At 71.4% G+C, this 24042-nt stretch carries 24 protein-coding genes and 1 tRNA gene; 18 read left to right on the forward strand and 7 right to left on the reverse strand.

What is annotated here, in order from left to right:
- Window positions 1-21 precede the first annotated feature (21 nt).
- The 4 genes from LR269_RS10040 (at window position 22) to serA (ending at window position 3426) form a co-directional block, all read left to right on the forward strand.
- Complete coding sequence (locus LR269_RS10040; RefSeq protein WP_231430654.1) at window positions 22-774, forward strand: copper homeostasis protein CutC; 753 nt, start codon at window positions 22-24, stop codon at window positions 772-774.
- Window positions 775-817: 43 nt separating this feature from the next.
- The gene (locus LR269_RS10045) at window positions 818-1291 is read left to right on the forward strand and encodes a DNA polymerase III subunit gamma/tau (RefSeq protein WP_231430655.1); all 474 of its coding nucleotides are present in this window, start codon (window positions 818-820) and stop codon (window positions 1289-1291) included.
- Entirely contained in the window at window positions 1288-1647 is a 360-nt protein-coding gene (locus LR269_RS10050; RefSeq protein ID WP_231430656.1) for a hypothetical protein, read from the forward strand. The genes LR269_RS10045 and LR269_RS10050 overlap by 4 nt, the downstream gene beginning before the upstream one ends.
- 189 nt (window positions 1648-1836) lie before the next feature.
- A complete protein-coding gene (serA, locus tag LR269_RS10055) occupies window positions 1837-3426 on the forward strand; it encodes a phosphoglycerate dehydrogenase (protein ID WP_231430657.1) in 1590 nt (529 codons plus the stop codon).
- 204 nt (window positions 3427-3630) lie between these two features.
- Here the strand turns inward: serA and LR269_RS10060 are convergent, their stop codons facing one another.
- Window positions 3631-4197 (reverse strand): TetR/AcrR family transcriptional regulator, encoded by a 567-nt coding sequence (locus LR269_RS10060; protein ID WP_231430658.1) that lies wholly within the window; start codon window positions 4195-4197, stop codon window positions 3631-3633.
- 112 nt (window positions 4198-4309) lie between these two features.
- Here LR269_RS10060 and LR269_RS10065 point away from each other — a divergent pair, with 112 nt between their 5' ends.
- Window positions 4310-5926: an MFS transporter gene (locus LR269_RS10065; protein ID WP_231430659.1), complete on the forward strand. Its 1617-nt coding sequence runs from the start codon at window positions 4310-4312 to the stop codon at window positions 5924-5926.
- Window positions 5927-6030: 104 nt separating this feature from the next.
- Here LR269_RS10065 and LR269_RS10070 read toward each other — a convergent pair whose 3' ends face one another.
- Window positions 6031-6291, reverse strand: coding sequence for a DUF6458 family protein (locus LR269_RS10070; RefSeq protein WP_231430660.1), 261 nt, complete (start codon window positions 6289-6291; stop codon window positions 6031-6033).
- A 142-nt stretch (window positions 6292-6433) separates the two neighbouring features.
- Between LR269_RS10070 and LR269_RS10075 the strand changes: the two genes are divergently transcribed.
- The 5 genes from LR269_RS10075 (at window position 6434) to LR269_RS10095 (ending at window position 10599) form a co-directional block, all read left to right on the forward strand.
- Window positions 6434-7504, forward strand: a complete 1071-nt coding sequence (locus LR269_RS10075) for a 3-isopropylmalate dehydrogenase (protein WP_231430661.1) — start codon at window positions 6434-6436, stop codon at window positions 7502-7504.
- A gap of 39 nt (window positions 7505-7543) precedes the next feature.
- Entirely contained in the window at window positions 7544-8659 is a 1116-nt protein-coding gene (locus LR269_RS10080; RefSeq protein ID WP_231430662.1) for a branched-chain amino acid aminotransferase, read from the forward strand.
- Window positions 8656-9147 carry a GNAT family acetyltransferase gene (locus LR269_RS10085; protein ID WP_231430663.1) on the forward strand — a complete coding sequence of 164 codons (492 nt, stop codon included), beginning with the start codon at window positions 8656-8658 and terminating at the stop codon, window positions 9145-9147. Before LR269_RS10080 ends, LR269_RS10085 begins: the two co-directional genes overlap by 4 nt.
- Before the next feature lie 144 nt (window positions 9148-9291).
- Window positions 9292-10065, forward strand: coding sequence for a fumarylacetoacetate hydrolase family protein (locus LR269_RS10090; protein ID WP_231430664.1), 774 nt, complete (start codon window positions 9292-9294; stop codon window positions 10063-10065).
- A gap of 12 nt (window positions 10066-10077) precedes the next feature.
- A complete protein-coding gene (locus tag LR269_RS10095) occupies window positions 10078-10599 on the forward strand; it encodes a group III truncated hemoglobin (protein ID WP_231430665.1) in 522 nt (173 codons plus the stop codon).
- Here LR269_RS10095 and LR269_RS10100 read toward each other — a convergent pair.
- Complete coding sequence (locus LR269_RS10100; RefSeq protein WP_231430666.1) at window positions 10565-11620, reverse strand: aminotransferase class V-fold PLP-dependent enzyme; 1056 nt, start codon at window positions 11618-11620, stop codon at window positions 10565-10567. The two genes, LR269_RS10095 and LR269_RS10100, sit on opposite strands and share 35 nt — an antisense overlap.
- 81 nt (window positions 11621-11701) lie before the next feature.
- Here LR269_RS10100 and LR269_RS10105 point away from each other — a divergent pair, with 81 nt between their 5' ends.
- The 3 genes from LR269_RS10105 (at window position 11702) to LR269_RS10115 (ending at window position 14506) form a co-directional block, all read left to right on the forward strand.
- On the forward strand, window positions 11702-12649 hold the full coding sequence (locus tag LR269_RS10105; protein WP_231430667.1) for a LysR family transcriptional regulator: 948 nt from the start codon (window positions 11702-11704) through the stop codon (window positions 12647-12649).
- Between the two features lie 53 nt (window positions 12650-12702).
- Window positions 12703-14217, forward strand: coding sequence for a glutamate--tRNA ligase (gene gltX, locus LR269_RS10110; protein ID WP_231430668.1), 1515 nt, complete (start codon window positions 12703-12705; stop codon window positions 14215-14217).
- Window positions 14218-14431: 214 nt separating this feature from the next.
- Window positions 14432-14506: transfer RNA gene (locus LR269_RS10115), tRNA-Gln, on the forward strand.
- Window positions 14507-14539: 33 nt separating this feature from the next.
- Here the strand turns inward: LR269_RS10115 and LR269_RS10120 are convergent.
- Window positions 14540-15244 (reverse strand): GNAT family N-acetyltransferase, encoded by a 705-nt coding sequence (locus LR269_RS10120; RefSeq protein WP_231430669.1) that lies wholly within the window; start codon window positions 15242-15244, stop codon window positions 14540-14542.
- A gap of 93 nt (window positions 15245-15337) precedes the next feature.
- On the opposite strand from LR269_RS10120, the gene LR269_RS10125 reads away from it, so the two are divergent.
- From LR269_RS10125 to LR269_RS10140, 4 genes are all read left to right on the forward strand, one after another.
- On the forward strand, window positions 15338-15907 hold the full coding sequence (locus tag LR269_RS10125) for a helix-turn-helix domain-containing protein (protein ID WP_231430670.1): 570 nt from the start codon (window positions 15338-15340) through the stop codon (window positions 15905-15907).
- The gene (locus LR269_RS10130) at window positions 15904-17271 is read left to right on the forward strand and encodes an MFS transporter (RefSeq protein ID WP_231430671.1); all 1368 of its coding nucleotides are present in this window, start codon (window positions 15904-15906) and stop codon (window positions 17269-17271) included. The genes LR269_RS10125 and LR269_RS10130 overlap by 4 nt, the downstream gene beginning before the upstream one ends.
- 64 nt (window positions 17272-17335) lie before the next feature.
- Window positions 17336-17668, forward strand: a complete 333-nt coding sequence (locus tag LR269_RS10135) for a PadR family transcriptional regulator (RefSeq protein ID WP_231430672.1) — start codon at window positions 17336-17338, stop codon at window positions 17666-17668.
- The gene (locus tag LR269_RS10140; protein WP_231430673.1) at window positions 17665-18738 is read left to right on the forward strand and encodes a permease prefix domain 1-containing protein; all 1074 of its coding nucleotides are present in this window, start codon (window positions 17665-17667) and stop codon (window positions 18736-18738) included. Before LR269_RS10135 ends, LR269_RS10140 begins: the two co-directional genes overlap by 4 nt.
- A 121-nt stretch (window positions 18739-18859) precedes the next feature.
- On the opposite strand, the gene LR269_RS10145 is transcribed toward LR269_RS10140, so the two are convergent.
- The 3 genes from LR269_RS10145 to LR269_RS10155 all read right to left on the reverse strand — a co-directional run bounded on the left by LR269_RS10145 (window position 18860) and on the right by LR269_RS10155 (window position 22813).
- The gene (locus LR269_RS10145; RefSeq protein ID WP_231430674.1) at window positions 18860-20533 is read right to left on the reverse strand and encodes an NAD(P)/FAD-dependent oxidoreductase; all 1674 of its coding nucleotides are present in this window, start codon (window positions 20531-20533) and stop codon (window positions 18860-18862) included.
- Window positions 20534-20639: 106 nt separating this feature from the next.
- Window positions 20640-21647, reverse strand: a complete 1008-nt coding sequence (locus tag LR269_RS10150) for an SIS domain-containing protein (RefSeq protein WP_231430675.1) — start codon at window positions 21645-21647, stop codon at window positions 20640-20642.
- The gene (locus tag LR269_RS10155) at window positions 21611-22813 is read right to left on the reverse strand and encodes a hypothetical protein (protein ID WP_231430676.1); all 1203 of its coding nucleotides are present in this window, start codon (window positions 22811-22813) and stop codon (window positions 21611-21613) included. Before LR269_RS10155 ends, LR269_RS10150 begins: the two co-directional genes overlap by 37 nt.
- A gap of 120 nt (window positions 22814-22933) precedes the next feature.
- On the opposite strand from LR269_RS10155, the gene LR269_RS10160 reads away from it, so the two are divergent.
- A complete protein-coding gene (locus LR269_RS10160) occupies window positions 22934-24040 on the forward strand; it encodes a spermidine/putrescine ABC transporter substrate-binding protein (protein WP_231430677.1) in 1107 nt (368 codons plus the stop codon).
- Window positions 24041-24042 lie beyond the last annotated feature (2 nt).

Genomic DNA, 24042 nt, shown 5'->3' on the forward strand with positions numbered 1-24042 from the left:
CCGCCCGCTACGCTGTCGAGAATGGTCGCCTTCCCGCTCCCCGTCGAGATCGCCGTTCAGGGTGCCTCGGGCACGCGCATCGCGCTCGAGCACGGTGCCGCGCGCATCGAGCTCTGCCAGGCCCTCGGCCTCGGCGGCCTCACGCCGTCGATCGGACTCGTCGAGACGGCGGTCGGGCTCGCCGCCGAGGCGTCGGCACCCTCGTTCGTGCACGTGCTCGTGCGCCCGCGCGGCGGCGGATTCGTCTACGACGCCGACGAGCTCGACACGATCGAGCGCGACATCCGGGCCGTGGTCGCCGCCGGCGCCGACGGCGTGGTCGTCGGCGCGCTCACCGAGACGGGCGACCTCGACGTCGAGGCCGTGCGCCGGTTCATCGACGCCGCGGGGCAGGCCGACGTCACCGTGCACCGCGCCGTCGATGCCGCGAACGACCCCCGCGCCGCGGTCGCCGGTCTCGCTCGCCTCGGCGTGCGGCGGGTGCTCACCTCGGGCGGCGCGGCCGACTGCCGCACGGGCCTCGCGAATCTCGCAGCCATGGCCGAGGCGTCCGGCGTACTCGAGATCATGGCCGGCGGCGGAGTGAGGCTCGACGACATCGCGGAGCTCGCCGCGGCGGGCGTCGATGCGGTGCACCTCTCGGCCCGCGGGCGGGCCGTGCGAGGCGGCGCGAGCGGACCGGGCGGCGGGGTCGACGGATTCGACGAGACCGATGCGGCGCTCGTGGCCGCCGCCGTCGAGGCCGCCCGGCGCGGGGTGACCGCGGGCGCCTGACTCCCGCAAGCGGCCCGGGGAGCCGCGCCGCTAGGCTGGAGCCATGCGTCCCGACCCTGATTCCGACGACGACGCCCTGCGCTGGGACGGTGACGACGACCCGACCCTCGCCCCAGGCTGGAAGACCGTCGGCAAGGCCGTTCCGCTCGCTGATGCGGGAGCCGCGGAACCGGCCGACGACGGAGCGGCCGACGAGGAGGCCGGCGAGTCGAGCGACGACGATGCCCCGGCGCAGACGGGCTCGGCCGTGCTCATCGCCCTGGGCGTGCTCGGCGGGGTCTACCTGCTCTACACGATCGGCTGGCTCATCACAGCCGTGCGGACGTCGGCGCCCGGCACGAGCGTCGTGAGCGACGCCATGTACTCGCTCGGGCTCTGGCTCGCCGTGCTCGCTGCGCCCTGCTGGTTCGCGCTGGCACTGCGCGGCACGACGACCACGCGGTCGCGATTCCTCTGGCTCGTCGCGGGCGCCGTCGTGCTCGTCCCGCTGCCGTTCGTACTGGGGGTGACCGCATGACCGCCGAACCGCTCGCCCCCGAGGCGTCCGCCCCCTCGCGCCGCGTGCCGATGTGGCTCGATGTCGCGCTCGCGACGCTGTTCGGCCTCTTCTACGCGTACGACGTGTGGGAGGTCGTCGAGAGCGTCGTGCAGCTGCTCGGCATCGGGCTGACGTTCTCGCCGGCGGGCTGGGCGATCATGACCGTGGCGTTCCTCGCGCCGTTCGCGTGCTTCTTCGCCGCGTTCGCGCTCGGCCGGTCGCGCGGCGTGCTCCCTCGCGTCGCGCTGTACTTCACCGGACTCTGCGTCTCCGGCGCGCTGTTCCTCAGCTGCACGGTGCTGCTGGGACTCGTGCGCGGGGTCGTCGTCGGCTGACACCCGAGTCCGCGCACAGTTCGTCCGCGCTTTCACCCATTCCGGCCCGATCGACCGGTGTCGCGGGCCGTCACAGAACGAGATGCGGCGTCATGCTCCAGTAGGGTTGTCGGGGTAACGGCGCCCCCACTGGCGTAGGCGCACCCCCCTTTGCGCGCTTCGTCGCGCACCGCCCCGAAGGAACCGTTCGTGTCAAAGCCGGTCGTGCTGATCGCCGAAGAACTCTCGCCCGCCACCGTCGACGCCCTCGGGCCCGACTTCGAGATCCGCAAGGTCGACGGTACCGACCGTCCGGCGCTCCTGTCGGCGCTCGCCGATGCCGCCGCCGTCCTCATCCGTTCGGCCACGAAGGTCGACGCCGAGGCCATCGCCGCGGCGCCGAACCTGCGGGTCGTCGCCCGTGCCGGCGTCGGCCTCGACAACGTCGACGTGAAGGCGGCCACGACGGCCGGCGTCATGGTCGTCAACGCCCCGACGTCGAACATCATCTCGGCCGCCGAGCTGACGATCGGCCACATCCTGAGCCTCGCCCGCCACATCCCGGCCGGGCACGCCTCGCTCTCGGCGGGGGAGTGGAAGCGCTCGGCCTACACCGGCACCGAGCTGTACGAGAAGACCGTCGGCATCATCGGTCTCGGCCGCATCGGCGCGCTCATCACCGCCCGCCTGCAGGCGTTCGGCGTCGAGGTCATCGCGTACGACCCGTTCATCACGTCGGCGCGCGCCCAGCAGCTCGGCGTGCAGACCGTCTCGCTCGACGAACTGCTCGAGCGCAGCGACTTCGTCACGATCCACATGCCGCGCACGCCCGAGACGGTCGGCATGATCGGCGCAGAGCAGCTCGCCAAGATGAAGAACACGGCGTACATCGTGAACGTCGCCCGCGGCGGCCTCATCGACGAGCAGGCACTGCACGACGCCCTCGTCTCGGGCGAGATCGCGGGCGCCGCGCTCGACGTCTTCGTGCAGGAGCCGCCGAAGGAGTCGCCGCTCATCGGCCTGCCGAACCTCATCGCGACGCCGCACCTCGGCGGGTCGACCGATGACGCGCAGGAGAAGGCGGGCGTCTCGGTCGCGAAGTCGGTGCGCCTCGCCCTCGCCGGCGAACTGGTGCCCGACGCCGTCAACGTCGCAGGCGGCGTCATCGACCCGTACGTTCGCCCCGGCATCCCGCTCGTCGAGAAGCTCGGGCAGCTGTTCTCGGGCCTCGCCCACGGCGCGCTCACGAGCCTCGACGTCGAGGTGCGCGGCGAGCTCGTCGACTACGACGTGAGCGTGCTGAAGCTCGCGGCGCTCAAGGGCGTGTTTACGAACGTCGTCTCCGAGACCGTGTCGTACGTCAATGCGCCGCTCCTCGCCGAGCAGCGCGGCGTGCAGGTGCGCCTCATCACCGAGGCCGACAGCCCCGAGTACCGCAACGTCATCACGCTGCGCGGCGCACTCGCCGACGGCACCCAGGTGTCGGTCGCGGGCACGCTGACCGGCCCGAAGCAGGCCGAGAAGCTCGTCGGCGTGAACGGCTACGAGCTCGAGGTGCCGATCGCGACGACGCACATCATCATGGAGTACACCGACCGCCCCGGCATCGTCGCGGTCTACGGCCGGGAGTTCGGCGAGGCCGGCATCAACATCGCCGGCATGCAGATCGCCCGTCGCGAGGCCGGAGGATCGGCGCTCAGCGTGCTCACGGTCGACTCGCCGGTTCCGGCCGACGTGCTCGACCGGGTGCGCGAGGCGATCGACGCGACGCTGTTCGTCGAGATCGACATCACCGAGTAGGTCGATTCACCGCCCGGATGCCTCGGCGCTGCGCCCTCGCGGGCGTCGCGCCGAGGCATCCGTCGTTCTGGGACGTTGCAGGAGCATGCGGTCGGCGGGTGCGTATGCGGTGGTGCCGGCCGGAATGTCCTGTGACGTCGCCGGCTGAAGCGGATCCGGTCGATCCTCTCGGAGCGTCGCGCCGACGCCGGGGGCGACCTGCTGTCAGCGGGTGACGAGGCGCTCGAGCAGGGCGACGAGCGCCGTCAGCTGCTCGGCCGAGACCGACCCGGTCGCGGCGGCGGGGAGGTCGACGCCGACGGCTTCTGCGCGGAGGGCCGCCCGATGGTAGAGGCCGTCGCCCAGGAGGGTGACGGCGAGGGCGAGCGTCGGGTCGCCGACGTGCCGCGTGATGGTCTCGATCCAGCGGGTCTCGGCCTCGTCGAGTGCGCGCCCCGCCTCGCGATCGCCGCCCTGGGCGAGCCGCAGCGTCGCCACGAAGGTGTGGTCGAGCGGGGTCTCGATGTCGAGCGAGGAGCGCAGGAAGTAGGCGATCGCGCCGTCGGGCGCCTCGTCGATGCGCGTCAGGTCTTCGTCGACGAGGCGCAGCAGGCGCTCGATGAGCCCCGCGACGAGGGCCTGCTTCGAGCCGAAGTGGTAGAGCAGCCCGCCCTTCGAGACGCCGGCGGCGCGGGCGGTCGCGTCGATCGTCGCGGTGCGCTCGCCGTCGGCGATGATGAGCCGTTCGAAGGCGTCGAGCACCGCTTCGCGGGCGGCGGGTGGGCGGGCCATGGCTTCATTCTCCCTGAAACGGCGGTGATCGCGTGCTGGGCGAGGCGGCTGCCGCGACGTCGGCGGATTCTGTTACTATACCAGCCAGACGGTATAGAAACTGAGTGAAACCATGACCGACCAGACGGCCACCACGACCACGACCACGAACCAGACGAACGGCCGGCCGCGCGCTGTGCCCGAGGCATCCGCCGCGGCCGCCGCCACCCGCGCCCGGGCTGCGGCCCGAGCCGGCCGAGCGCCGCGCCGCGCCTGGCTCGCCCTCGCGGTGCTCATGCTGCCGGCGCTGCTCGTGTCGATCGACAACACGGTGCTGAGCTTCGCACTGCCCGAGATCTCGAGCGACCTCGCGCCGACCGCCGCGCAGCAGCTCTGGATCATCGACGCCTACCCGCTCGTGCTCGCCGCCCTGCTCGTCGCGATGGGCAGCGCCGGCGACCGCTGGGGCCGTCGCCGCATGCTCATGGTCGGCTCGATCGGCTTCGCGGCCGTCTCGGTCGGGGCGGCCTTCGCGCCGACCGCCGAACTCCTCATCGCGGCGCGTGCCGCGCTCGGCTTCTTCGGCGCGATGCTCATGCCCTCGACGCTGTCGCTGCTGCGCTCGATCTTCAGCGATCGCGAGCAGCGGCGTCTCGCGATCGCGATCTGGGCCTCGGCGTTCGCCGCGGGCAGCGCGCTCGGACCGCTCGTGGGCGGCGTGCTCCTCGAGCACTTCGCGTGGGGTTCGGTGTTCCTGCTCGCGGTGCCCGTGCTCGTGCCGATGCTCGTGCTCGTGCCGCTGCTGATCACCGAGAGCCGTGACCCGAATCCCGGTCGCATCGACGTCTGGAGCATCCTGCTGTCGCTCGCGACGATGGCGCCGATCGTGTTCGGCATCAAGCACCTCGCGACGGAGGGCATCGACGTCGTCGGCCCGCTGTTCATCGTCGGCGGGCTCCTGGCCGGCTACCTGTTCGTGCGGCGCCAGCTCGCAAGCGACGCCCCGATGCTCGACGTGCGCCTCTTCACGGTGGGGCCGTTCGGCGGCGCCGTGCTCGTGAACCTCCTGAGCGTCGTGTCGCTCGTCGGCTTCCTGTTCTTCGTGTCGCAGCACCTGCAGATCATCGCGAGGCTCTCGCCCGTCGAGGCGGGGCTCGCACTCCTGCCCGGACTCATCGCGATGATCATCTCGGGCCTCGTCGTCGTGCCGATCGCACGTCGCGTGCACCCGAGGGTGCTCGTGCCCTCGGCGCTCACGTTGTCGGCGGGCGGCTACCTCGTGGTGGCGTTCGGCGCTTCCGACGGGTCGACCGGGGCCGTGATCGTCGCGTTCACGATGCTCGGCATCGGGATCGGCATGGCCGAGACCGTCTCGAACGAGCTCATCCTCTCGAGCGCGCCGCCCGCGAAGGCGGGCGCGGCGTCGGCCGTCTCGGAGACGGCGTACGAACTCGGCGCGGTGCTCGGCACCGCGGGCCTCGGCAGCATCATCGCGGCGCACTACGCGAGCGCGATCGAACTGCCCGCCTCCCTGACGGCGGCCCAGGCGGATGCCTCGCGCGAGACGCTCGCAGGCGCGGCGGCCGTCGCGAGCGAGCTGCCCCCGGCGCAGGCCGACGCGCTCATGGGCGCCGCGGCCGTCGCGTTCGACGGCGGCGTGCTCGTGACCTCGCTCATCGGCGTCGGCCTCATGGTCGCCGCCGCGGTCGTCGCGGCGGTCACGCTGCGCAACCCCGCGCAGCACGACTGAGCGCCGGCCGCCCGGGCGGACCCCCGGGCACGCGACGGGTCGCGCGTGCGTCGGGCGCCCGCACCGGCTCGGCGGCGAGGGTGCGGCGGGTCACGCCGTGACGATCAGAGCGTCGGGTCCTCGGGCGTGGAGTTCTCGGCCCGAGTCATCCGGTCTCCCGTCGTGGGGTCGACGCTCGTGTGCGACGTCGCGATCGTCCGGCGGCGCCGGACGAGCAGGATGATCCCGATCACGATGATCACCGCACCGGCGGCCATCAGGATGTAGCCGACGAGTTGCAGGTCGATCCAGTCGACCGTGACATTCAGGGCGTACGTGAGGATCGCGCCGATGACGACGAGCACGATACCGAGTCCCAGACTCATTGCGTCCCTCCCTTGTTCCGCGACGGCCGTGGGCGGACGCCGCCTCGATGAGCATCCCGTCAGGCGACGGGTCCTCGTCATAGGGCTGAGCGTAGCGAGGTACGGCACTACGCTGGAGGGGCTGGTGCGAGAAGGAGAATCCATGGTACGTACGGTCAAGCTCGCGGTCATCCCCGGAGACGGCATCGGCCCCGAGGTCGTCGCCGAGGCGCTCAAGGTGCTCGACGCTGCGACGGCCGGGGGCGACCTCGCATTCGAGCAGACGCCGTTCTCGCTCGGTGCCGCGCGCTACCTCGAGACGGGCGACGTGCTGACCGACGCCGACCTCGACGCCATCAAGGCGCACGACGCGATCCTGCTCGGCGCGGTCGGCGGGGTGCCGGGCGACCCGCGGCTGGCCGGCGCCAACATCGAGCGCGGCCTGCTGCTGAAGCTCCGCTTCGAGCTCGACCACTACGTGAACCTGCGCCCGAGCGTGCTCTACCCGGGGGTCGTGAGCCCGCTCGCGAATCCCGGCGACGTCGACTTCGTCGTCGTGCGCGAGGGCACCGAGGGCCCGTACGTCGGCATCGGCGGGGCGATCCGCGTCGGCACGCCCGCGGAGGTCGCGAACGAGGTCTCGGTCAACACCGCGTACGGGGTCGAGCGCGTCGTCCGCTACGCGTTCGCCGAGGCATCCCGCCGCCGCAACAAGCTCACGCTCGTGCACAAGACGAACGTGCTCGTCTTCGCGGGGTCGCTGTGGAAGCGCACGGTCGACGCCGTCGCCGCCGAGTTCCCCGATGTCGCGGTCGACTACCTGCACGTCGACGCGGCGACGATCTTCCTCGTCACCGATCCTGCTAGATTCGATGTCATCGTCACGGACAACCTCTTCGGCGACATCCTCACCGATCTGGCCGGCGCAATCAGCGGCGGCATCGGACTCGCAGCCTCGGGCAACATCAACCCCGACGGCACGTTCCCGAGCATGTTCGAGCCGGTTCACGGTTCGGCTCCCGACATCGCCGGGAAGGGCATCGCCGACCCGACCGCCGCGATCGGCTCGGTCGCGCTCCTGCTCCGCCACCTGGGCGAGACGGATGCCGCGACCCGCGTCGAACGGGCGATCGCCGACGACGTCGCCGAGCGCGGCGACGCCGCACGGTCGACCAGCGAGGTCGGCGACCGCATCGCCGCCCGCATCGCGGCGACGGTGCCCGCGAATTCGTAGCAACCGCATCCCATATCCGCATCTCTGAGAGAGGGCGCCATGACCATCGACCTTCCGCTCCAGGCCCCGACCGCCGCCGGGCTCATCTGGCAGACCATCCGCAACCCCGAGGCGAAGTCCGACGCCGAGCGCGAGGCGATCCTCGCCGCTCCGGGCTTCGGCCAGCACTTCACCGATCACATGGTCGACGTGTGCTGGAGCGAGAAGGGCGGCTGGCATCGGCCGCGCGTCTCGCCGTACGGTCCCATCCAGCTCGACCCCGCGGCCGCCGTGCTGCACTACGCGCAGGAGATCTTCGAGGGCCTCAAGGCCTACCGTCACGCCGACGGCTCGATCCAGACCTTCCGCCCGCAGGCGAACGCCGCGCGCATGCAGCGCTCGGCCCGCCGCCTCGCGCTGCCCGAGCTGCCCGAGTCGATCTTCCTCGACTCGCTCGCCCAGATCATCTCGGTCGACGGAGCGTGGGTGCCCTCGGCCGACGAGACGAGCCTGTACCTGCGTCCGTTCATGTTCGCGAAAGAGGCGTTCCTCGGCGTCCGTCCCGCGAAGAAGGTCGCGTACTACCTCATCGCGAGCCCGGCCGGGGCGTACTTCCCCGGCGGCGTGCAGCCCGTGAACATCTGGCTCTCGACGAACTACGCCCGCGCCGGCAAGGGCGGCACCGGTGCCGCCAAGACCGGCGGCAACTACGCGTCGAGCCTGCTGCCGCAGGCCGAGGCGTACGAGAAGGGCTGCCAGCAGGTGCTCTTCCTCGACGACGAGCGCAACCTGGAAGAGCTCGGCGGCATGAACGTCGTGCTCGTCACGCGCGACGGCCGGCTGCTGACCCCCGAGTCCGACTCGATCCTCGAGGGCATCACGCGCGACTCGATCCTGCAGCTCGCGCGCGACCGCGGCATCGAGGTCGAAGAGCGCAAGATCTCGATCGACGAGTGGCGCCGGGGGGCCGAGTCGGGCGAGATCATCGGCGCGTTCGCGTGCGGCACCGCCGCGGTCGTCGTGCCGATCGGCAAGCTGCTCGCGGACGACTTCGAGATCGTGCACGAGGGCGACGCCGCGACGGAGCTCGCGATGTCGCTGCGCGACGAGCTCACGGGCATCCAGTACGGCCGCGTCGAAGACCGTCACGGCTGGATGGTGCGGCTCGACGCGTGACCGAGGCGTCCTCCTCCTCGTCGGCGCCTGCGGATGAGACGGTGACGGCCGGATCGATCGCGATCCGGTCGTTCGCCGTCGGCGACACCGAGGCGGTGGTCGCGCTCTGGCGCGCAGCGGGTCTCGTGAAGCCGTGGAACGACCCCTACCTCGACGTCGAGCGCAAGCTCTCGGTGCAGCCCGAGCTGTTCCTGGTCGCGGTGGCCGGCGATCCCGCCGCCGGCCGCGTGGTCGGCACGGCGATGGTCGGCTACGAGGGGCACCGCGGGTGGGTCAACTACCTCGCTGTCGCCGACCCGGCCCGCGGCACGGGACTCGGGCGAGCGCTCATGGACGAGGCCGAGCGCCGGCTCATCGAGCGCGGCTGCCCCAAGGTCAACCTGCAGGTGCGCACGTCGAACACCGAGGTGATCGCCTTCTACGAGCGGCTCGGCTACGTGATCGACGACGCGGTGAGCCTCGGCAAGCGGCTGATCCCCGACGGCTGAGCCGGTCGGGCCGCTGCGTCGCCCCGCCGGCGTGCCCGGTGGTCGGCACGCTCATCGAGTCGCCGAAGCATGCTCTTCTTCGCGTCATGAGCAGCACTGTTCGGCGACTCGGCGGGCGAAGACCGCGCCGATAGGCTTGACGTCATGAAGATCGCGCGGTTCAGCCACGGTGAGACCATCTCGTTCGGCGTCGTCGACGAAGAGGAGCACGAGCTCGTCGTGTTGAAGGCCGACCCGATGTTCGCCGGCTACGAGCCGACGGGCGAGCGGGTTCCGCTGACCGAGGCGAAGCTGCTGGCGCCCGTGATCCCGCGGTCGAAGGTCATCGCGGTCGGCAAGAACTACCGCGACCACGCGGCCGAGATGGGTGGCGAGGCGCCCGCCGAGCCGCTGCTCTTCCTGAAGCCGAACACCTCGGTGATCGGCCCCGGCGACGCGATCGTGCTGCCGAGGCAGAGCGAGCAGGTCGAGCACGAGGGCGAGCTCGCGGTCGTCATCGGGCGCATCGCGAAGAACGTGAGCGAAGCCGACGCCGACCAAGTGATCTTCGGCTACACCATCGCGAACGACGTGACGGCCCGCGACCTGCAGCGCCGCGACGGCCAGTGGACCCGCGCGAAGGGCTTCGACTCGTTCTGCCCGCTCGGCCCGGTCATCGACACCGACGTCGACTTCGCGGCCGGCACGATCGAGACCAGCGTCAACGGCGAACGCCGCCAGGACGGGCGACTGGCCGACCTCGTGCACTCGGTGCCCGCGATCGTCGCGTACGCCTCGAGCGTGTTCACGCTGCTGCCGGGCGACGTCATCCTCACGGGCACGCCCGCGGGCGTCGGCCCGATCGTCGACGGCGACACGGTCGAAGTCACGATCTCAGGGCTCGGCAGCCTCTCGAACCCGGTGCGCGCCGCGCAGTAGGCGAGTCGGGGCATGGGTGCGGCGAGCGGGGAGCGGCGAGACATCCGCGACCGCGACGATCTCGCCGCGCTGATCGGGGCGTTCTACCGTCGTGCGTTCGCGGACCCGCTCATCGGCCCCATCTTCACCGACGTCGCGCACATGGACCTCGACCACCACCTGCCGATCATGTGCGACTTCTGGGAGACGGTGCTGTTCGACACCGGTGCCTACCGCCGCAACGCGCTCGCGCTGCACGTCGCGATGCACGCGAAGGCGTCGCTCGGCGCACCCGAGTTCGATCGCTGGCTCGAGCTGTGGAACGCCGAGGTCGATGCCCGTTTCGCCGGCCCCACCGCCGGACGGGCGAAGACGCAGGCGCAGCGGATCGCCGCATCGATCCGGCGACGCCTCGAGGGCGGATCGGGCTCGATGCACGAGACCATCACCACTCGCGAACGCCTCGAGGCGGCGGGCATGATCGATGCACCCGACGGCTCGGGCGCCGATGCCGAACGGCTCAGCCGACGCCGAGCGGGCTGCGTGAGCCGGTGACCGCGTCGGCGGCGAGGGCGACATCCTCTTCGTCGTTCCAGAGGTGGAACGCGACCCGCGCCCGACCTGCGCGCCCCGACGCGACGAGCCCGGCCGCGGTCAGCGCGGCGAGGTCGCACCCGGTCTCGTCGGGCCAGGTCACGATGGCCGAGTCGGATGCCTCGAGCCCGAGCCGCTCGCGGAACGCGTTCGCGAGCCCGACATCGTGGCGCCGCACCGCCCGCAGGTCGAGCGACGCGGCGAACCCGAGCGCCGCCTCGGCACCGGCCCAGGCATGCCACGCGGGGGAGACCTCGAACCGGCGCGCGCCCTCGGCGAGGTGCAGCTCGGGCCCGTAGCACGACGCCCACGGGTCGGCGCCCGAGTACCATCCCGCGGTGTGCGGGGTGAATTCGGCGACCGCGCGGTCGGAGAACGCCGCGAAGGCCGCACCGCGCGGTGCGCCGAGCCACTTGTACGCGTGGCAGACGACGAGGTCGCCGGCGACCTCGTCGGTCGGCATCCAGCCGGTCGCCTGGGTCGTGTCGACGAGCGTCAGCGCGCCGGCCGCCCGGGCGGCAGCGGCGATGGATGCCTCGTCGGCGACCTCCCCGGTCGCCGACTGCACGAGCGAGTAGGAGACGAGCCAGGTCGACGTCGAGATCGCGTCCGCGAGGGCGTCGAGCGGCACGTGGCGCACTCGGAGGTCGCCCCGGGCGAGGAATGGTGCGACGACCGACGAGAAGTCGCCGTCGACGCAGAGGATCTCGGCACCGGCCGGCGCCGACGCGGCGGCGAGCCCGGCGAACACCGAGACCTGCGAGCCGGTCGCCACGCGCTCGGCCGCGGTGCCGAGCAGCGCGGCAGCGTGACCGCGCGCCCGCTCGAGAGTCGCCGAGTAGTCGGCGGCGCTCGCGGTGCCGGTGGCCCACCTCTCCAGGTCGCGGCGCACGGCGTCGCGGGTCACATCGGCGGGAAGTCCCAGCGTGCAGGCGGCCAGATAGCCGCGGCCGGCGGCGAAGCGGTCTCCGAGTTCGAGCATGCCTCCAGCCTCGACGTCCGAGAATCATTCGACAAGGCCCAGTGATCGATGATATGCATAACGTCCGATTATGATTACGACATGTCGGACGCCTCGATCGAAGCCCTCGCCGCCGCCCTCGACCTGCAGACCGTGCGGGTCGTGCGCCGCATCGCCGAGCACGGCTCGCTCACGGCCGCAGCTGAGGCGCTCGGCTACAGCCAGCCCGCCGTGAGCCAGCAGCTGCGCCGCTTCGAGGAGCGCACCGGCATCGCCCTCGTCGAACGCGTGGGCCGAGGCATCCGCCTCACCCAATCGGGCCGGGTGCTCGCCCGCCACGCGAACGCCGTCGCGACCGCGCTCGAAGCGGCCGCGGGCGAGCTCGCCGAACTCCGGGGACTCCGTGCCGGACGGGTGCGCCTCGTCGCGTTCCCGTCGGCGTCGGCCACGCTCGTGCCCCGACTCATCGCCGCCCTCGCGGCCGAGCATCCCGGCGTCACGGTGACCTACGTCGAGGCGGAGCCCCCCGAGGCCGTCGCCGCCGTGCGCGGCGACCGGGCCGACGTGGCGATCACCTTCAGCTACCCGGGCGACCGCGACGACCCGCACCGGGCGAGCGCGCGCGGTCTCGACGTGCGCAGCTACGGCGACGAGCCGATGCGGCTCGTGCTGCCCACGGGGCATGCGGCCGCGGCATCCGAGACGATCGATCTGGCCGAGCTGGGGGAGGAGCCGTGGATCGCGGGCTGCCCGCGGTGCCGCGGCCACCTGCTCGAACTCGCCGGCGCCGCCGGGTTCACGCCGCGCATCGCGTTCGAGACCGACAACTTCGTCGCCGTCGAGGGCATGGTCGCGCAGGGGCTCGGCGTCGCGCTGCTGCCGGCGCTCGCGCTCGCCGCGTCGCCGAGGCATCCGGGGGTCGTCACGCGGCCGACGGCCCGCGCCGACGTGCGGTCGCTGCATCTGGTGACCGCCAAGGGCGCCGACCGGGTGCCCGCCGTCGCGGCGGCGCTGTCGGCGCTGGCCGCGCTGGCGGGTCACGAGGGCTGAGCGCGCCACCCCGGCACCGCGAACCCACCGCCCGCGTCGGTACCATTGAGCCGATGTCCGATTCAGCTCACCCCGTCACCCAGGCCACCGGCAGCGACATCCGTGTGCGCTTCTGCCCTTCACCGACCGGAACCCCGCACGTGGGTCTCGTGCGCACCGCCCTCTTCAACTGGGCGTACGCGCGGCACACCGGCGGCACGTTCGTGTTCCGCATCGAAGACACCGACGCCGCGCGCGACAGCGAGGAGAGCTACGAGCAGATCCTCGACGCGCTGACCTGGCTCGGCCTCTCGTGGGACGAGGGCGTCGGTGTCGGCGGCCCGCACGAGCCGTACCGCCAGTCGATGCGAGGCGACATCTACGCCGGCGTCATCGAGAAGCTGAAGGCGGCCGGCCATCTCTACGAGTCGTTCTCGACCGCCGAAGAGATCGACGCCCGCAACGAGGCCGCCGGCCGGCCGAAGCAGTTCGGCTACGACAACTTCGACCGCGACCTGACGGAGCAGCAGCGGGCCGCGTTCCGAGCCGAGGGGCGACAGCCCGCGCTGCGCCTGCGGGTGCCCGAGGTCGAGCTCGGCTTCGACGACCTCGTGCGCGGACGCATCGACTTCCCGGCGGGTTCGACCACCGACTTCGTGCTCGTGCGCCCCAACGGCGCCCCGCTCTACACGCTCGTGAACCCCGTCGACGACGCGCTCATGGGCATCACGCACGTGCTGCGCGGCGAAGACCTGCTCTCGTCGACGCCGCGCCAGATCGCGCTCTACCGCGCGCTCATCGACATCGGCGTGACGACGTTCATCCCGCGGTTCGGCCACCTGCCCTACGTCATGGGCGAGGGCAACAAGAAGCTCTCGAAGCGCGACCCCGAGTCGAACCTGTTCCACCACCGCGACCGCGGGTTCATCCCCGAGGGGCTGCTGAACTACCTGGCGCTGCTCGGCTGGGGCTTCTCGGCCGACCGAGACGTGTTCAGCCGCGACGAGCTCGTCGCCGCGTTCGACGTCGAGAACGTCAACCCGAACCCCGCGCGCTTCGACCTCAAGAAGGCCGAGGCGATCAACGGCGACCACATCCGCCAGCTCTCGGCCGACGACTTCGCAGCCCGCACCGTGCCGTACCTGCAGGCCGCGGGCGTCGCCTCGACGCCGATCTCGGCGGCCGAGGAGTCGGTGCTCGCCGAGGCGGCCCCGCTCGTGCAGGAGCGCATCGCCCTGCTGGGCGAGGCGCCCGGCATGCTCGGCTTCCTGTTCACGGATGCCTCGGGGCTCGAGTACGACGAGGCCGCCGTCGGCGGCCTGCCGGCCGACGCTTCCGCCGTGCTCTCGGCTGCCCGCGACGCCCTCGACGCGCTGCCCGCCTCGGCCTGGAACACCGCCGAGATCGAGGAGGCGCTGCGCGCCGCCCTCATCGACGGTCTCGGGCTGAAGCCCCGCGTGGCCTTCGGCCCCGTGCGCACCGCCGTCTCGGGCCGCCGCGTCTCGCCGCCGCTGTTCGAGTCGATGCAGATCCTCGGCAAGGTCGACTCGCTCGCGCGCATCGACCGCCTGGCGGCGCTCGTCGGCTGACGCTCGTATTCGTCGGTCGAGCAGCGCGAAGCGCGTATCGAGACCACGAGTTCCGGGGGTGCTCTCCCGCGATCTTCACCGCTTTCGCGGCACGGATCTTGCGGAGCTGCACCCTCGGAACCCGGCACGATCGGGTGAGACCGGCTCAGTTTGGCTGCGGCGGGCGGGTAGGCTACAGTTGACTCTCGGCCCGAGAACCTCGGTTTCGGGCCATTGGGGTATGGTGTAATTGGCAACACGGCTGATTCTGGTTCAGTTGTTCTTGGTTCGAGTCCAGGTACCCCAGCCATACGAGAAGCCCGGAATACCGCGGAAGTAGCGGTCATCCGGGCTTCAGTGGTTTCCGGGTTCGATCAGGCCCTTCGCTTGTGAAGTGGGCCGGCAGAGTCCCCGCGCCGGCGATCGTCGTGTCGTGCCAGTCGGTCTCGCGCATCGCATAGACGACGGTGTCGGCCCAAGCGCCCTTGAACCAGAGTTCCTCGATGAAGTGTGCTTCCTGGCGCATCCCGAGCCTCCGGCAGAGCGCTACGGATGCGTCGTTCCGTGGGTCGACCTCGGCGATGACCCGGTGCAGGCCGATGGTCGCGAAGCTCATCCGCAGCAACTCCGCCGCAGCCTCGGTGGCGTATCCCAGCCCTTGATGGTCTGGGTGCAACGCCCAGCCGATCTCGGCGCAAGAGTGCTCGACGGTCTTCAGTGAGAAGTAGAGATCGCCGATGACTTGACCGTCGGCTCGGCGCTCCACTGCGAGTTCGAGAGATTCACCTTCGCGCTCGAGTGTCGTGCGTTGCGACCACTTTGCAATCTTCTCTGAGACGGTGCGATGATCACGCGGCTCGTAGAGCAAATACTCGCAGACATCGGTCCTCGACTGATAAGCGTGCACGGCATCGACGTCTGCGTCGGTCATGATGCGGAGGCGCAAACGTTCGGTGAGGGCCTCCTCGAACCGGAACGGGATGCGAAGCTCAGGACCGGCGGCGGCCTCGGACCAGCGTTGAGGCTGCGGATGATCGTTGATCCCCATTGTGCGATCGTACTCATCGGCGCACCCTCACCCGCTCGAAAAGATGCACAAGAAGACTTGTACAAATACACTTGTGCATCTATCGTGAAGGGCATGGAACCCATCCAGGAGCCCGACGGCATCCGCGACGTCGTCGACGTCGATGTGCTGAAGGCGTTCACGCACCCGCTGCGCAACCATCTGTACGACCTGCTCTCGGTCGACGGTCCGGCGACGGTCTCGATGCTCGCCGAGAAGGCCGGCGTCGCGATCGGGAGTGCCAGCCACCACCTCGGCATCCTCGCGCGAGCCGGCCTCATCGTCGAGGCGCCCGAGCTCGCGCGCGACGCTCGCGAGCACTGGTGGCAACGTGCCCAGCGCGGCATCCGCTGGTCGTCGACGGCGTTCACCGATCCCGCGGCGCGCGTCGTCGCCGATGCGATCGAAGAGCAGATGCTCGAGCAGCAGCATGCCCAGGCCCGCCAGTGGCTCGCCGAGCGCGATGATCGGCCCGAATGGGCCGAGGTCGCGTTCGCGCACCAGTCGCGGCTGTGGCTCACGGCCGACGAGGCGACCGAACTCGGCGAGGCGCTCGAGGCCGTGCTGCGCTCGTTCGCCGGGCGCGAGCGCGAAGGGCGGGAGGCCGTACTCGTGTGGGCGCGCGCATTCCCGAACCACCCATGAGCGTCGAGCAGGCGCCGAGCGTCGAGCAGGCGCCGAGCGTCGAGCAGGCGCCGAGCGTCGAGCGCCCGGTCGCAGGCGGCACCGAGGCACCGCAGGACGTCGTCGCCGTCCCGGCGACGAACGGCCGGCGCGGCGGGGGAGTCTGGCGCAATCGCGACTTCCTGCTGATGTGGACGGGCGAGGCGGCGTCGGTCACCGGCGCCGGGATGACGAGCGTGCTGCTGCCGCTCATCGCGGTCGACCTGCTCGACGCCTCGGCGACGTGGATGGGCGTGATCGCAGCGGCGACGTGGCTGCCGTGGCTCGTCGTGGGCCTGCCGATCGGCGCCTGGGTCGACGGTCGTTCGCCGCGCGCCGTGATGATCGGCGCGAACGCGATCTCGATGGCGGCGTACGCCTTCGTTCCGGTCGCCGCGATGCTCGGCGTGCTGAGTCTCTGGCAGCTCGTGATCGTCGCGCTCGTCGTCGGCACCGCGACGATCGCGTTCCGCTCCGCCTACACGAAGCTGCTCGTGCGGATCGTGCCGGAACCCGATCGGGCGCTCGCCAACAGCCTCCTGTTCGGCACGGAGAACGCCGCGAACACCGTCGGTCCGGGGATCGGCGGTCTCGTCGGGCAGCTCATCGGGCCGGTGAAGGGACTGCTCGGCGAGGCGATCGGACTTGCGGTCTCGCTCGTCTGCCTCGTGGCGATGCGACCCCACCCGGTCGCGAGACGAGTCGAGCGCGAGCCGCTCTGGGCATCGGTGCGTGCGGGGCTCAGGCTCGTGTTCGGCGACCGGATGGTGCGATTCTTCGTCGTGCAGGGCGCCGTGGCGAACTTCGGCCTGATCGGCCAGCAGGCGATCCTCGTGCTGTGGCTGAGCCGCGACCTGCGACTCGACGCCGCGATGATCGGCGCCGTGTTCGCGATCACCTCGATCGGCGGCGTCGTCGGGGCGCTCGCGTCGCCGTGGCTCGGCCGTGTGCTCGGCGACGCGCGCGGCATCAGCATCATGCTGACCGGCGCGGGGCTGATGCTGCCGCTGCTCGCCCTCGCCCAGCCCGGTCCGGTGCTGTGGATCGTCGTCGTCGCCGATGCGCTGGCGGTGGCGGGCATCGTCGCCGCGAACGTGCTGCGACGCACCTGGATCCAGTCGTACGTGCCCGAGCACATGCTGGCGCGGCAGAGCACGAGTGCCCAGCTCGTGAACTTCGCGGGCATGCCGATCGCGGGCGTCCTCGCCGGCGTGCTCGCCGAACAGTGGGGACCCGCGCCGGTGATCTTCGCCATGGGCATGGTGGCGCTGCTCTCGAACGCCGCCTCGTGGTGCCAGCCGTGGCTCCGCCGGCGCGACCTTCCCCGCCCCGGCCGGAATGCTTGACGTACTACGTCACGCATAGTACGTTGAGGGCAATATCAACGGGGTGTGCGGAGTGGAGGTCGTCATGATCAGCGCCGACGCGATTCGCGGTTACGTCGATCTGATGCTGCTGTCGCTGCTGCGACAGCGTCCCTCGTACGCCTACGAGCTCGCGCAGCAGATCCACGCGGTGACCGGCGCGGAGTACTCGATCAAGCAGACCACCCTGTACTCGGCGGTGAAGCGCCTCGAGGGGGCGAGCCTCGTCACCTCGTACGCCGGCGCCTCGGAGTCGGGCAAGCCGCGCACCTACTACCAGATCACCGCCGACGGGCTCGCCTACCTCGAGTCGAAGGTCGCCGAGTGGCGCGACACGAGGTCCGTCGTCGATCGATTCATCGAAGGGGTCGAAGCATGAACGTCATCACCGCCTATCTCGAGACGATGTTCGGCGCCTACCCGAAGACGACGCGGCTGCTCGAGGCGAAGGCCGAGCTCCACGCGATGATGGAAGACGCCTATCACGGCTATCTCGCCCAGGGCATGTCCGAGAACGAGGCCGTCGGGCGCGTCATCACCGAGTTCGGCAATCTCGACGAACTGGCGCCCGTGCTCGGCATCAGCGCGGAGATCGCACCGTCCGGAAGCGGCCTCGAAGGCACGGGTGGAGCGCCGGTCGCATCGTCCGCACCGCCCGCGCCGGCCGTCCGCAAGGTGCCCGCGCCGGCACCGGTCACCCAAGAAGAGGCCGAGCGGTACGCCGAGGCCCGCCGCCGCAGCGAGCCGCGCCTGGCGCTCGCGATCGCGATGTTCGTCGTCTCGCCCGCGCCGCTCATCGCACTGGCGACCCTGGGCGCGGGCGGCGTGATCGGGGTCGGCCAGGACGCCGCGGCCATGATCGGCCTCGCCTGCCTGCTCGTGGTCGTGCTCGTGGCGGTGCTCATGGTCGTGCGCCGCGCCGGCGAGCTGGCGCCGTACCACCGACTCGCCACGGGCGAGTTCACCCGTTCGCCCGGAGTCGACCGGTGGGCGGAGCAGCTCGCCGCGGAGGCGGCGCCGAGGCGGTCGACGGCCCTGCAGGTCGCCGTCGCGCTCTGGATCCTGGCCGTCACCCCGGTGCTCGGCGTGAGCCTGCTCGCGCCCCCGTCGGTGTCCAACGCATGGATCGGCGTCGCGGTCGCGGCGATGCTCGTCATCGTCGCGGTCGGGCTCCTGATCTTCCTCCCGGCGAACTGGGCCGCTTCGGTCGCCGAGACCCTCTCGGGCGGCGGCTCGGCCGGTCGCCGGGCGAGCGACGGCGACCGCAGCATCGTCGGGGTGATCGCCGCCTTCTACTGGCCGTTGGTCGTCGCGGTGTTCCTCGGCTGGAGCTTCATCGGTCACGCCTGGGGCATCTCGTGGATCGTCTGGCCGATCGCCGCAGTGCTCTTCGGGGCGATCGCCGGCGGGCTCAACGCCGTCGAGCGGTATCGCGCGGCCCAGCAGTAGCGACCCGCCATGTCCGAACCCGGGGATGCCCCGGGGCCGGCTCGCTGCGACCGAGGGGCCCGCCCGCGAAGCGGAGGCATCCGAGAGCTCGAACTCCCCGCCCCGCGGGCGCGACGTCAGCTCACGAGAGCGCGACCGCCTTCGCCGCCCGTTCGCCCGACTCGACCGCCCCGTTGAGGAAGCCGTAGTACTCGACGCTCGTATGCTCGCCCGCGAAGTGCACGTTGCCCTCGGGGGTCGAGCCCACGCCGAACAGCTGCGTGTACTGGCCCGGCCGCTGGCAGGTGTAGGCGCCGTGCGACCAGCGGTTCGCCCACCAGAAGTCGCGGTAGCTCTTGCCCGTGTACGCCGCCGTGACGCCCGGGAAGATCGGCTCGAGCTGCGCGAGCAGCCCCTGCACCTGCGCCGCCGGGGCGACGCCGAAGGGCTGGCCCGACCACGCCTTCACGTGGTCGCCCGAGGGGAAGAAGTTGTAGACGCCGACGGGCAGCGGGTGCGATGCCGTGTCGTCCCAGCCGCACTGGAACCCCGACGGATTCGTGTACGCCGCCCCGCCGTAGCCCTGCTCGACCCACGGCCGGTGCGAGACCTGCACGTGCACCTTGGCGTTCGCGCCGAGCCCGAGCTCGTCGATCGCCCGCCGGGTGAGCGACGAGAAGCCCGACTGGCTGAGGTCGCACTCGCGCAGCGTCGTGAACGGCAGCGCGAGGATGACGCGGTCGAAGGTCTTGTCGACGGTCTGGTTGCCGACCTTGAAGCTGAGCCGCACGGTGCCGTCGGCGTTGCGCTTGACGGCGATGAGCTCGTGGCCGTAGCGCGCCGTGCCGGCGGGCAGTTCCGCGAGCATGCGCGACACGATCTGGTCGTTGCCGCCGCGGACCACGTACTTCTCGTCGGCGCCGTTGATCGGCGAGAGGCTGTTCTGGGCGTTCCAGCCGAGGAGGTAGACGAGGTTGAGCGCCGACTGCTCGTGCGACTCGAGGCCGTACTCCGCCATCACGTTCGACTGCATGAGCTTCGCGAAGCGGCTCGACAGGCCACCCGGCACCTTCGCCGCGAGCCAGTCGTCGACCGTCATCCCGTCGAGGGCGACCCCGGCCGCCGTGTGCACGTCGTGGGTCTGGCAGTAGGGTGCGGCGGCGAGGTCGGCCTTCATCGCCTGGTACACCTCGCCCCAGTCGTCGTTCGCGTCGTCGTAGGGATAGTCGGCGCCGTCGATGCGGTACTTGTCGACCCAACCCATGTAGCTGCCGCCCGCGACGACGTCGAGGCTGAGCCCGAGGCTCGACGCGAGGTTGCGGATGGCGTTGTGGTCGGTGTTGACGAGCGCGCCGCCGTGCTCGACGACGATGCCGTCGTCGAAGTGGTCGCGCAGGCTGTAGCAGCGGCCGCCGGCGCGGGCACTGCCCTCGAAGAGCGTCGATGCGACGCCCTTCGTGCGCCACAGCCAGTGGGCGGCCCGCGTACCGGCGAGCCCGGCGCCGACGATGCCGACGCTCGGGGCAGGGGCGGGCTTCGCCGCCGCGGCGGCGGCCGGCATCGGCGAGGAGGCCAGTGCGAGTGCCGCGCCGGCTCCGGCGATGCCCGCGACCCTCAGGGCGTCGCGCCGGCTGGGCGGCGATTTCGGTCGTCCGGTGTCGGAAGAACTCGAGCCGGATGCCTCGGCGCGGGCCGCAGCGGCCTCGCCGAGCACCTCGTCGACGGGCATGCCGCGCCGCTCGGCTTCGCCGTGGGCGCGGAGGATCGCGCCGATCCGTGAACTGAGCGGCGTCGTGCCGCGGGGAGTTGCCTGCATGATGAACCTCGCTGTTTCCGTATCGGTGTATCGGTGGAGCGGTGCTGAACATGGAGCAAGTTCGATGCCCGGGCCGGCAGGAGTGCCGGACACCCGACGCGCGGCATCAGGCGCCCTCGCGCACCCCCTCTCCGTCGAAGAGGCGGTTCGCGACGAGCTCGCCGACGATCACCTCGGCGAGCGTCGCGACATCGGGCTCGTCGTCGTGCGCATGCCGCACGACGAGCTCGGCGCCGGCGAGTTCCCGGCCGACCGACGCGAAGCGCGACTCGCGCATCGCCATCCACTCGAGGGCCTGGTCGTCCCAGGCCGAGCCGGCGAACACGAGCGCCCGATAGTCCTGGGTCTTCGTGAGGTACACGTCGACGTGCGACCAGTCGCCCGTCTCCGAGGCGAACGCGCCCACCCGCGGCACCTCCCGCAGCATGAGCGCCGACTGCTGCGCGCTCGAGAGCCGCTCGACCGGGGCGAGGGTCCAGGTGCCCGACGGCCCGGCGAGCAGTCGGGTCATCGGGTCGAGCCAGCTCGAGCTCGTCGCGAGCAGGTCGGCCGAGGCGTCGGCGGCCCGGCGCAGCACCGCGGCGTCGAATCGTGCGGCACGGCCCGGCTCGGCGACCGGGCGCAGCGCGTGGAGCACCGCGTCGACGACGGCGAACGTCGCCCGGAAGGTGCGACAGGCGACGCCGGATGCCTCGGTGCCGGCGACGAGCGGTACGACGACGTCGGCCGCCTCGCCGAGGGCGGAGCCGGGGCGGTTGGTGATGGCCACGAGCCGGCCCGACCCGCGGTACCGCTCGACGGCGCGCAGCACCTCGACGCTTCCGCCGGTCGCCGACACGGCGACGACGACGAGGCCGGGTGCGGGCGCGGGCAGCAGCTCGGTGCTCGCGAGCTCGACGACGACGTGCGCGCCGGCCGCGCGGTGCCGTCGCGCGACGACGTCGGCGGCGTACCGGCTCGAGCCCATGCCCACGACGAGCACGCGCTCGACGGCGCCGCGCGCGAGCGCGGCGACCTCGTCGAGGCCCGCGAGCCCGGCGTCGAGCGCATCGGCGAGCGCGCCGAGCGAGTGCGGGATCAGGTCGAGGTCGGCGCGGAAGGCGGTGGGGTCCACTGGGTCTCCGGATGTTCATCGGTCGATCGATGGCGGTGGGTGATGGCGGCGTCGGGCGCGTAGCGCCAGACGGGCAGGAATCGGTCGGCGTAGTGGAGTTCTGCGACGAGCTGCTCGGCGCAGAAGCCGGGCAGGAGCGCCTCGTCGAAGAGCTCGGGGCGTGAGAGCTCGGACCGGTACGCCTCGAGGAACGCGGACCGGGCCCGATCCGCCCACGCGAAGGCGCGGTCGTCGGCGCAGCCGATGCGGCGCTGGGCGACCGCGGCGACGAGGTCGAGCGACACGACCAGATGAGCGACGTCGCGCGCGGCCGCGTCGGCGCGCTCGCGGTCGTCGGCCGAGAGCTGCGGGTCGCCGTCGAAGTCGATGACGGTGTAGCGCCGGGTGCCGGAGCCGTCGGGGGAGGCGAGCACCTGCCCGACGTGCAGGTCGCCGTGGATCGGGAACTCGAGCCCGGGCGAGGTGCCCCCGAGCGACCGGATGTCTCGGGCGAGCGAGGTGCGGCGGTTGTGCAGGCGCGCTCCGCTCTCGCCGTCGGCCGGATCGGCGGCCTCGAGCGCACGGGCGAGCGCATCCTCGGCGCGGACCAGTCGGGCGGCGGGCGCGTCGTCGCCGGACGTCACGGCGGAGGCGCCGAGGACGCCGTGGATGCGGGCGACGCGTGCACCCAGGAGGCCGGGCCACTCGGGCTCCGTGCCCGAGCCGAGCAGCTCGACGATATCGTCGACCGCCCAGGTCCAGCCGTCTTCGGCACCGGGCAGGTACTCGGTGACGATCGCGATCGTCGACCTGCCGAGCTCGGGATGCCGCCATTCGACTCGGCCGACCAGCCGGTCGACGTCGCGCGACCCCGCCTCGGCGAGTCGCTCGAGCAGGGCGCCGGCGCGGTCGGCGGCGCCCCAGCGGCCGACGAGCTTCACGACGAGGCGCTCGTCGACGATGACCGAGACGTTCGTCTGGTCGACCGTGATCGCCCGCTCCGCGGCATCCGCCGTGATCGATGAGCCGGGAACCGCGGCGGCGAGCGCACGGGCGAGGCCGTCGCCGGCAGCGGGGTGCCGCCCGTCGGCGAGCAGCGCTCCGTCGTCGCCGACGGACAGCGTGCGCCCGCCGACGACCGGCTCTGCGCCGCTGATGGTGGAGCCGTCGCTCATCGTCGAGTTCATTGAATTCGGATTATAACTATTCGGCAAAGCCCGCTCCAGTGTTTTCTCGGAGCCATTGCCATTTCTTGATGACCGATGCAACAATCGCTCAACCTTGTCCACTGTTGCAGGAGGTTCCCCATGCGTTCGACCCGTCGAATCGTCGCCGCCTCGGGCTGCGCACTCGCGTTCGCCCTCGCCCTCTCCTCGTGCGCCTCCTCCGGTGGCGGTGCCGCCGACGAGACGCTCGACCCCGACGCCGACCTCAGCCAGCAGACGCTCACGGTGTCGATCTGGGCCGACTACTACCCCGAAGACCTCGCCGAGCAGTTCGAGCAGGCGACGGGGGTCAAGACGACGATCGTGAACCACACCACCAACGAGGACATCGTCGCCAAGCTCACCGCGAGCGCCGACCCCGGCATCGACGTCGCGTTCGTCTCGGGCCAGTACGCCCAGGCGCTCGGCGAGCAGGGGCTGCTCCAGGAGCTCGACAAGTCGCTCATCCCGAACGAGGAGAACCTCTACCCCGAGGCGCTCGAGCTCGACTACGACGAGGGCAACGTCTACTCCGAACCGTACGCCTGGGGCACGACGGGCCTCTGCTACCGTCCCGACCTGACCGGCTTCGCACCGACGTCGTGGAACGACCTGCTCGACCCGAAGCCCGAGCTCGAGGGCAAGACCACGATGCTCTCGACCGACCGCTGGCTCGCGATGCCCGCGCTCAAGGCCGCCGGTCACTCGCTCAACACGACCGACGACGCCGAGCTCGACGAGGCGAAGGCGCAGCTGCTCGAGACCAAGCCGACCCTCCTCGCCTACGACGACACGACGTTCTACTCGAAGCTCGTCTCTGGCGAGGCCGCCATGGTCGAGGCCTGGGACGGCTGGTGCAACTACGGCATCGCCGAGAACCCCGACATCGAGTTCGTGATCCCCGACGAGGGCGCCGACCTGTGGGTCGACACCATGACGGTGCTCAAGAGCTCGGAGAACAAGGAGGCCGCGATGGCCTTCGTCAACTACATCCTCGACCCCGAGGTGCAGACCTGGGTCGCCGAGAACATCCTCTACAAGGTGCCGAACCAGGCCGCGATGGAGGCCCTCGACCCGGCGCTCGTCGAGCAGTACCCGACGCTCGGCATCTCGGTCGACGAACTGTTCGAGCAGGAGGTCATCGTCGACCTCGGCGAGGACACGACGAAGTACGTCGACCTCAACGCCGAAGTGCTGGCGACCAACTGACG

The sequence above is a fragment of the Agromyces sp. S2-1-8 genome (assembly GCF_021129215.1).
GTDB classification, from domain to species: Bacteria; Actinomycetota; Actinomycetes; order Actinomycetales; family Microbacteriaceae; genus Agromyces; species Agromyces chromiiresistens.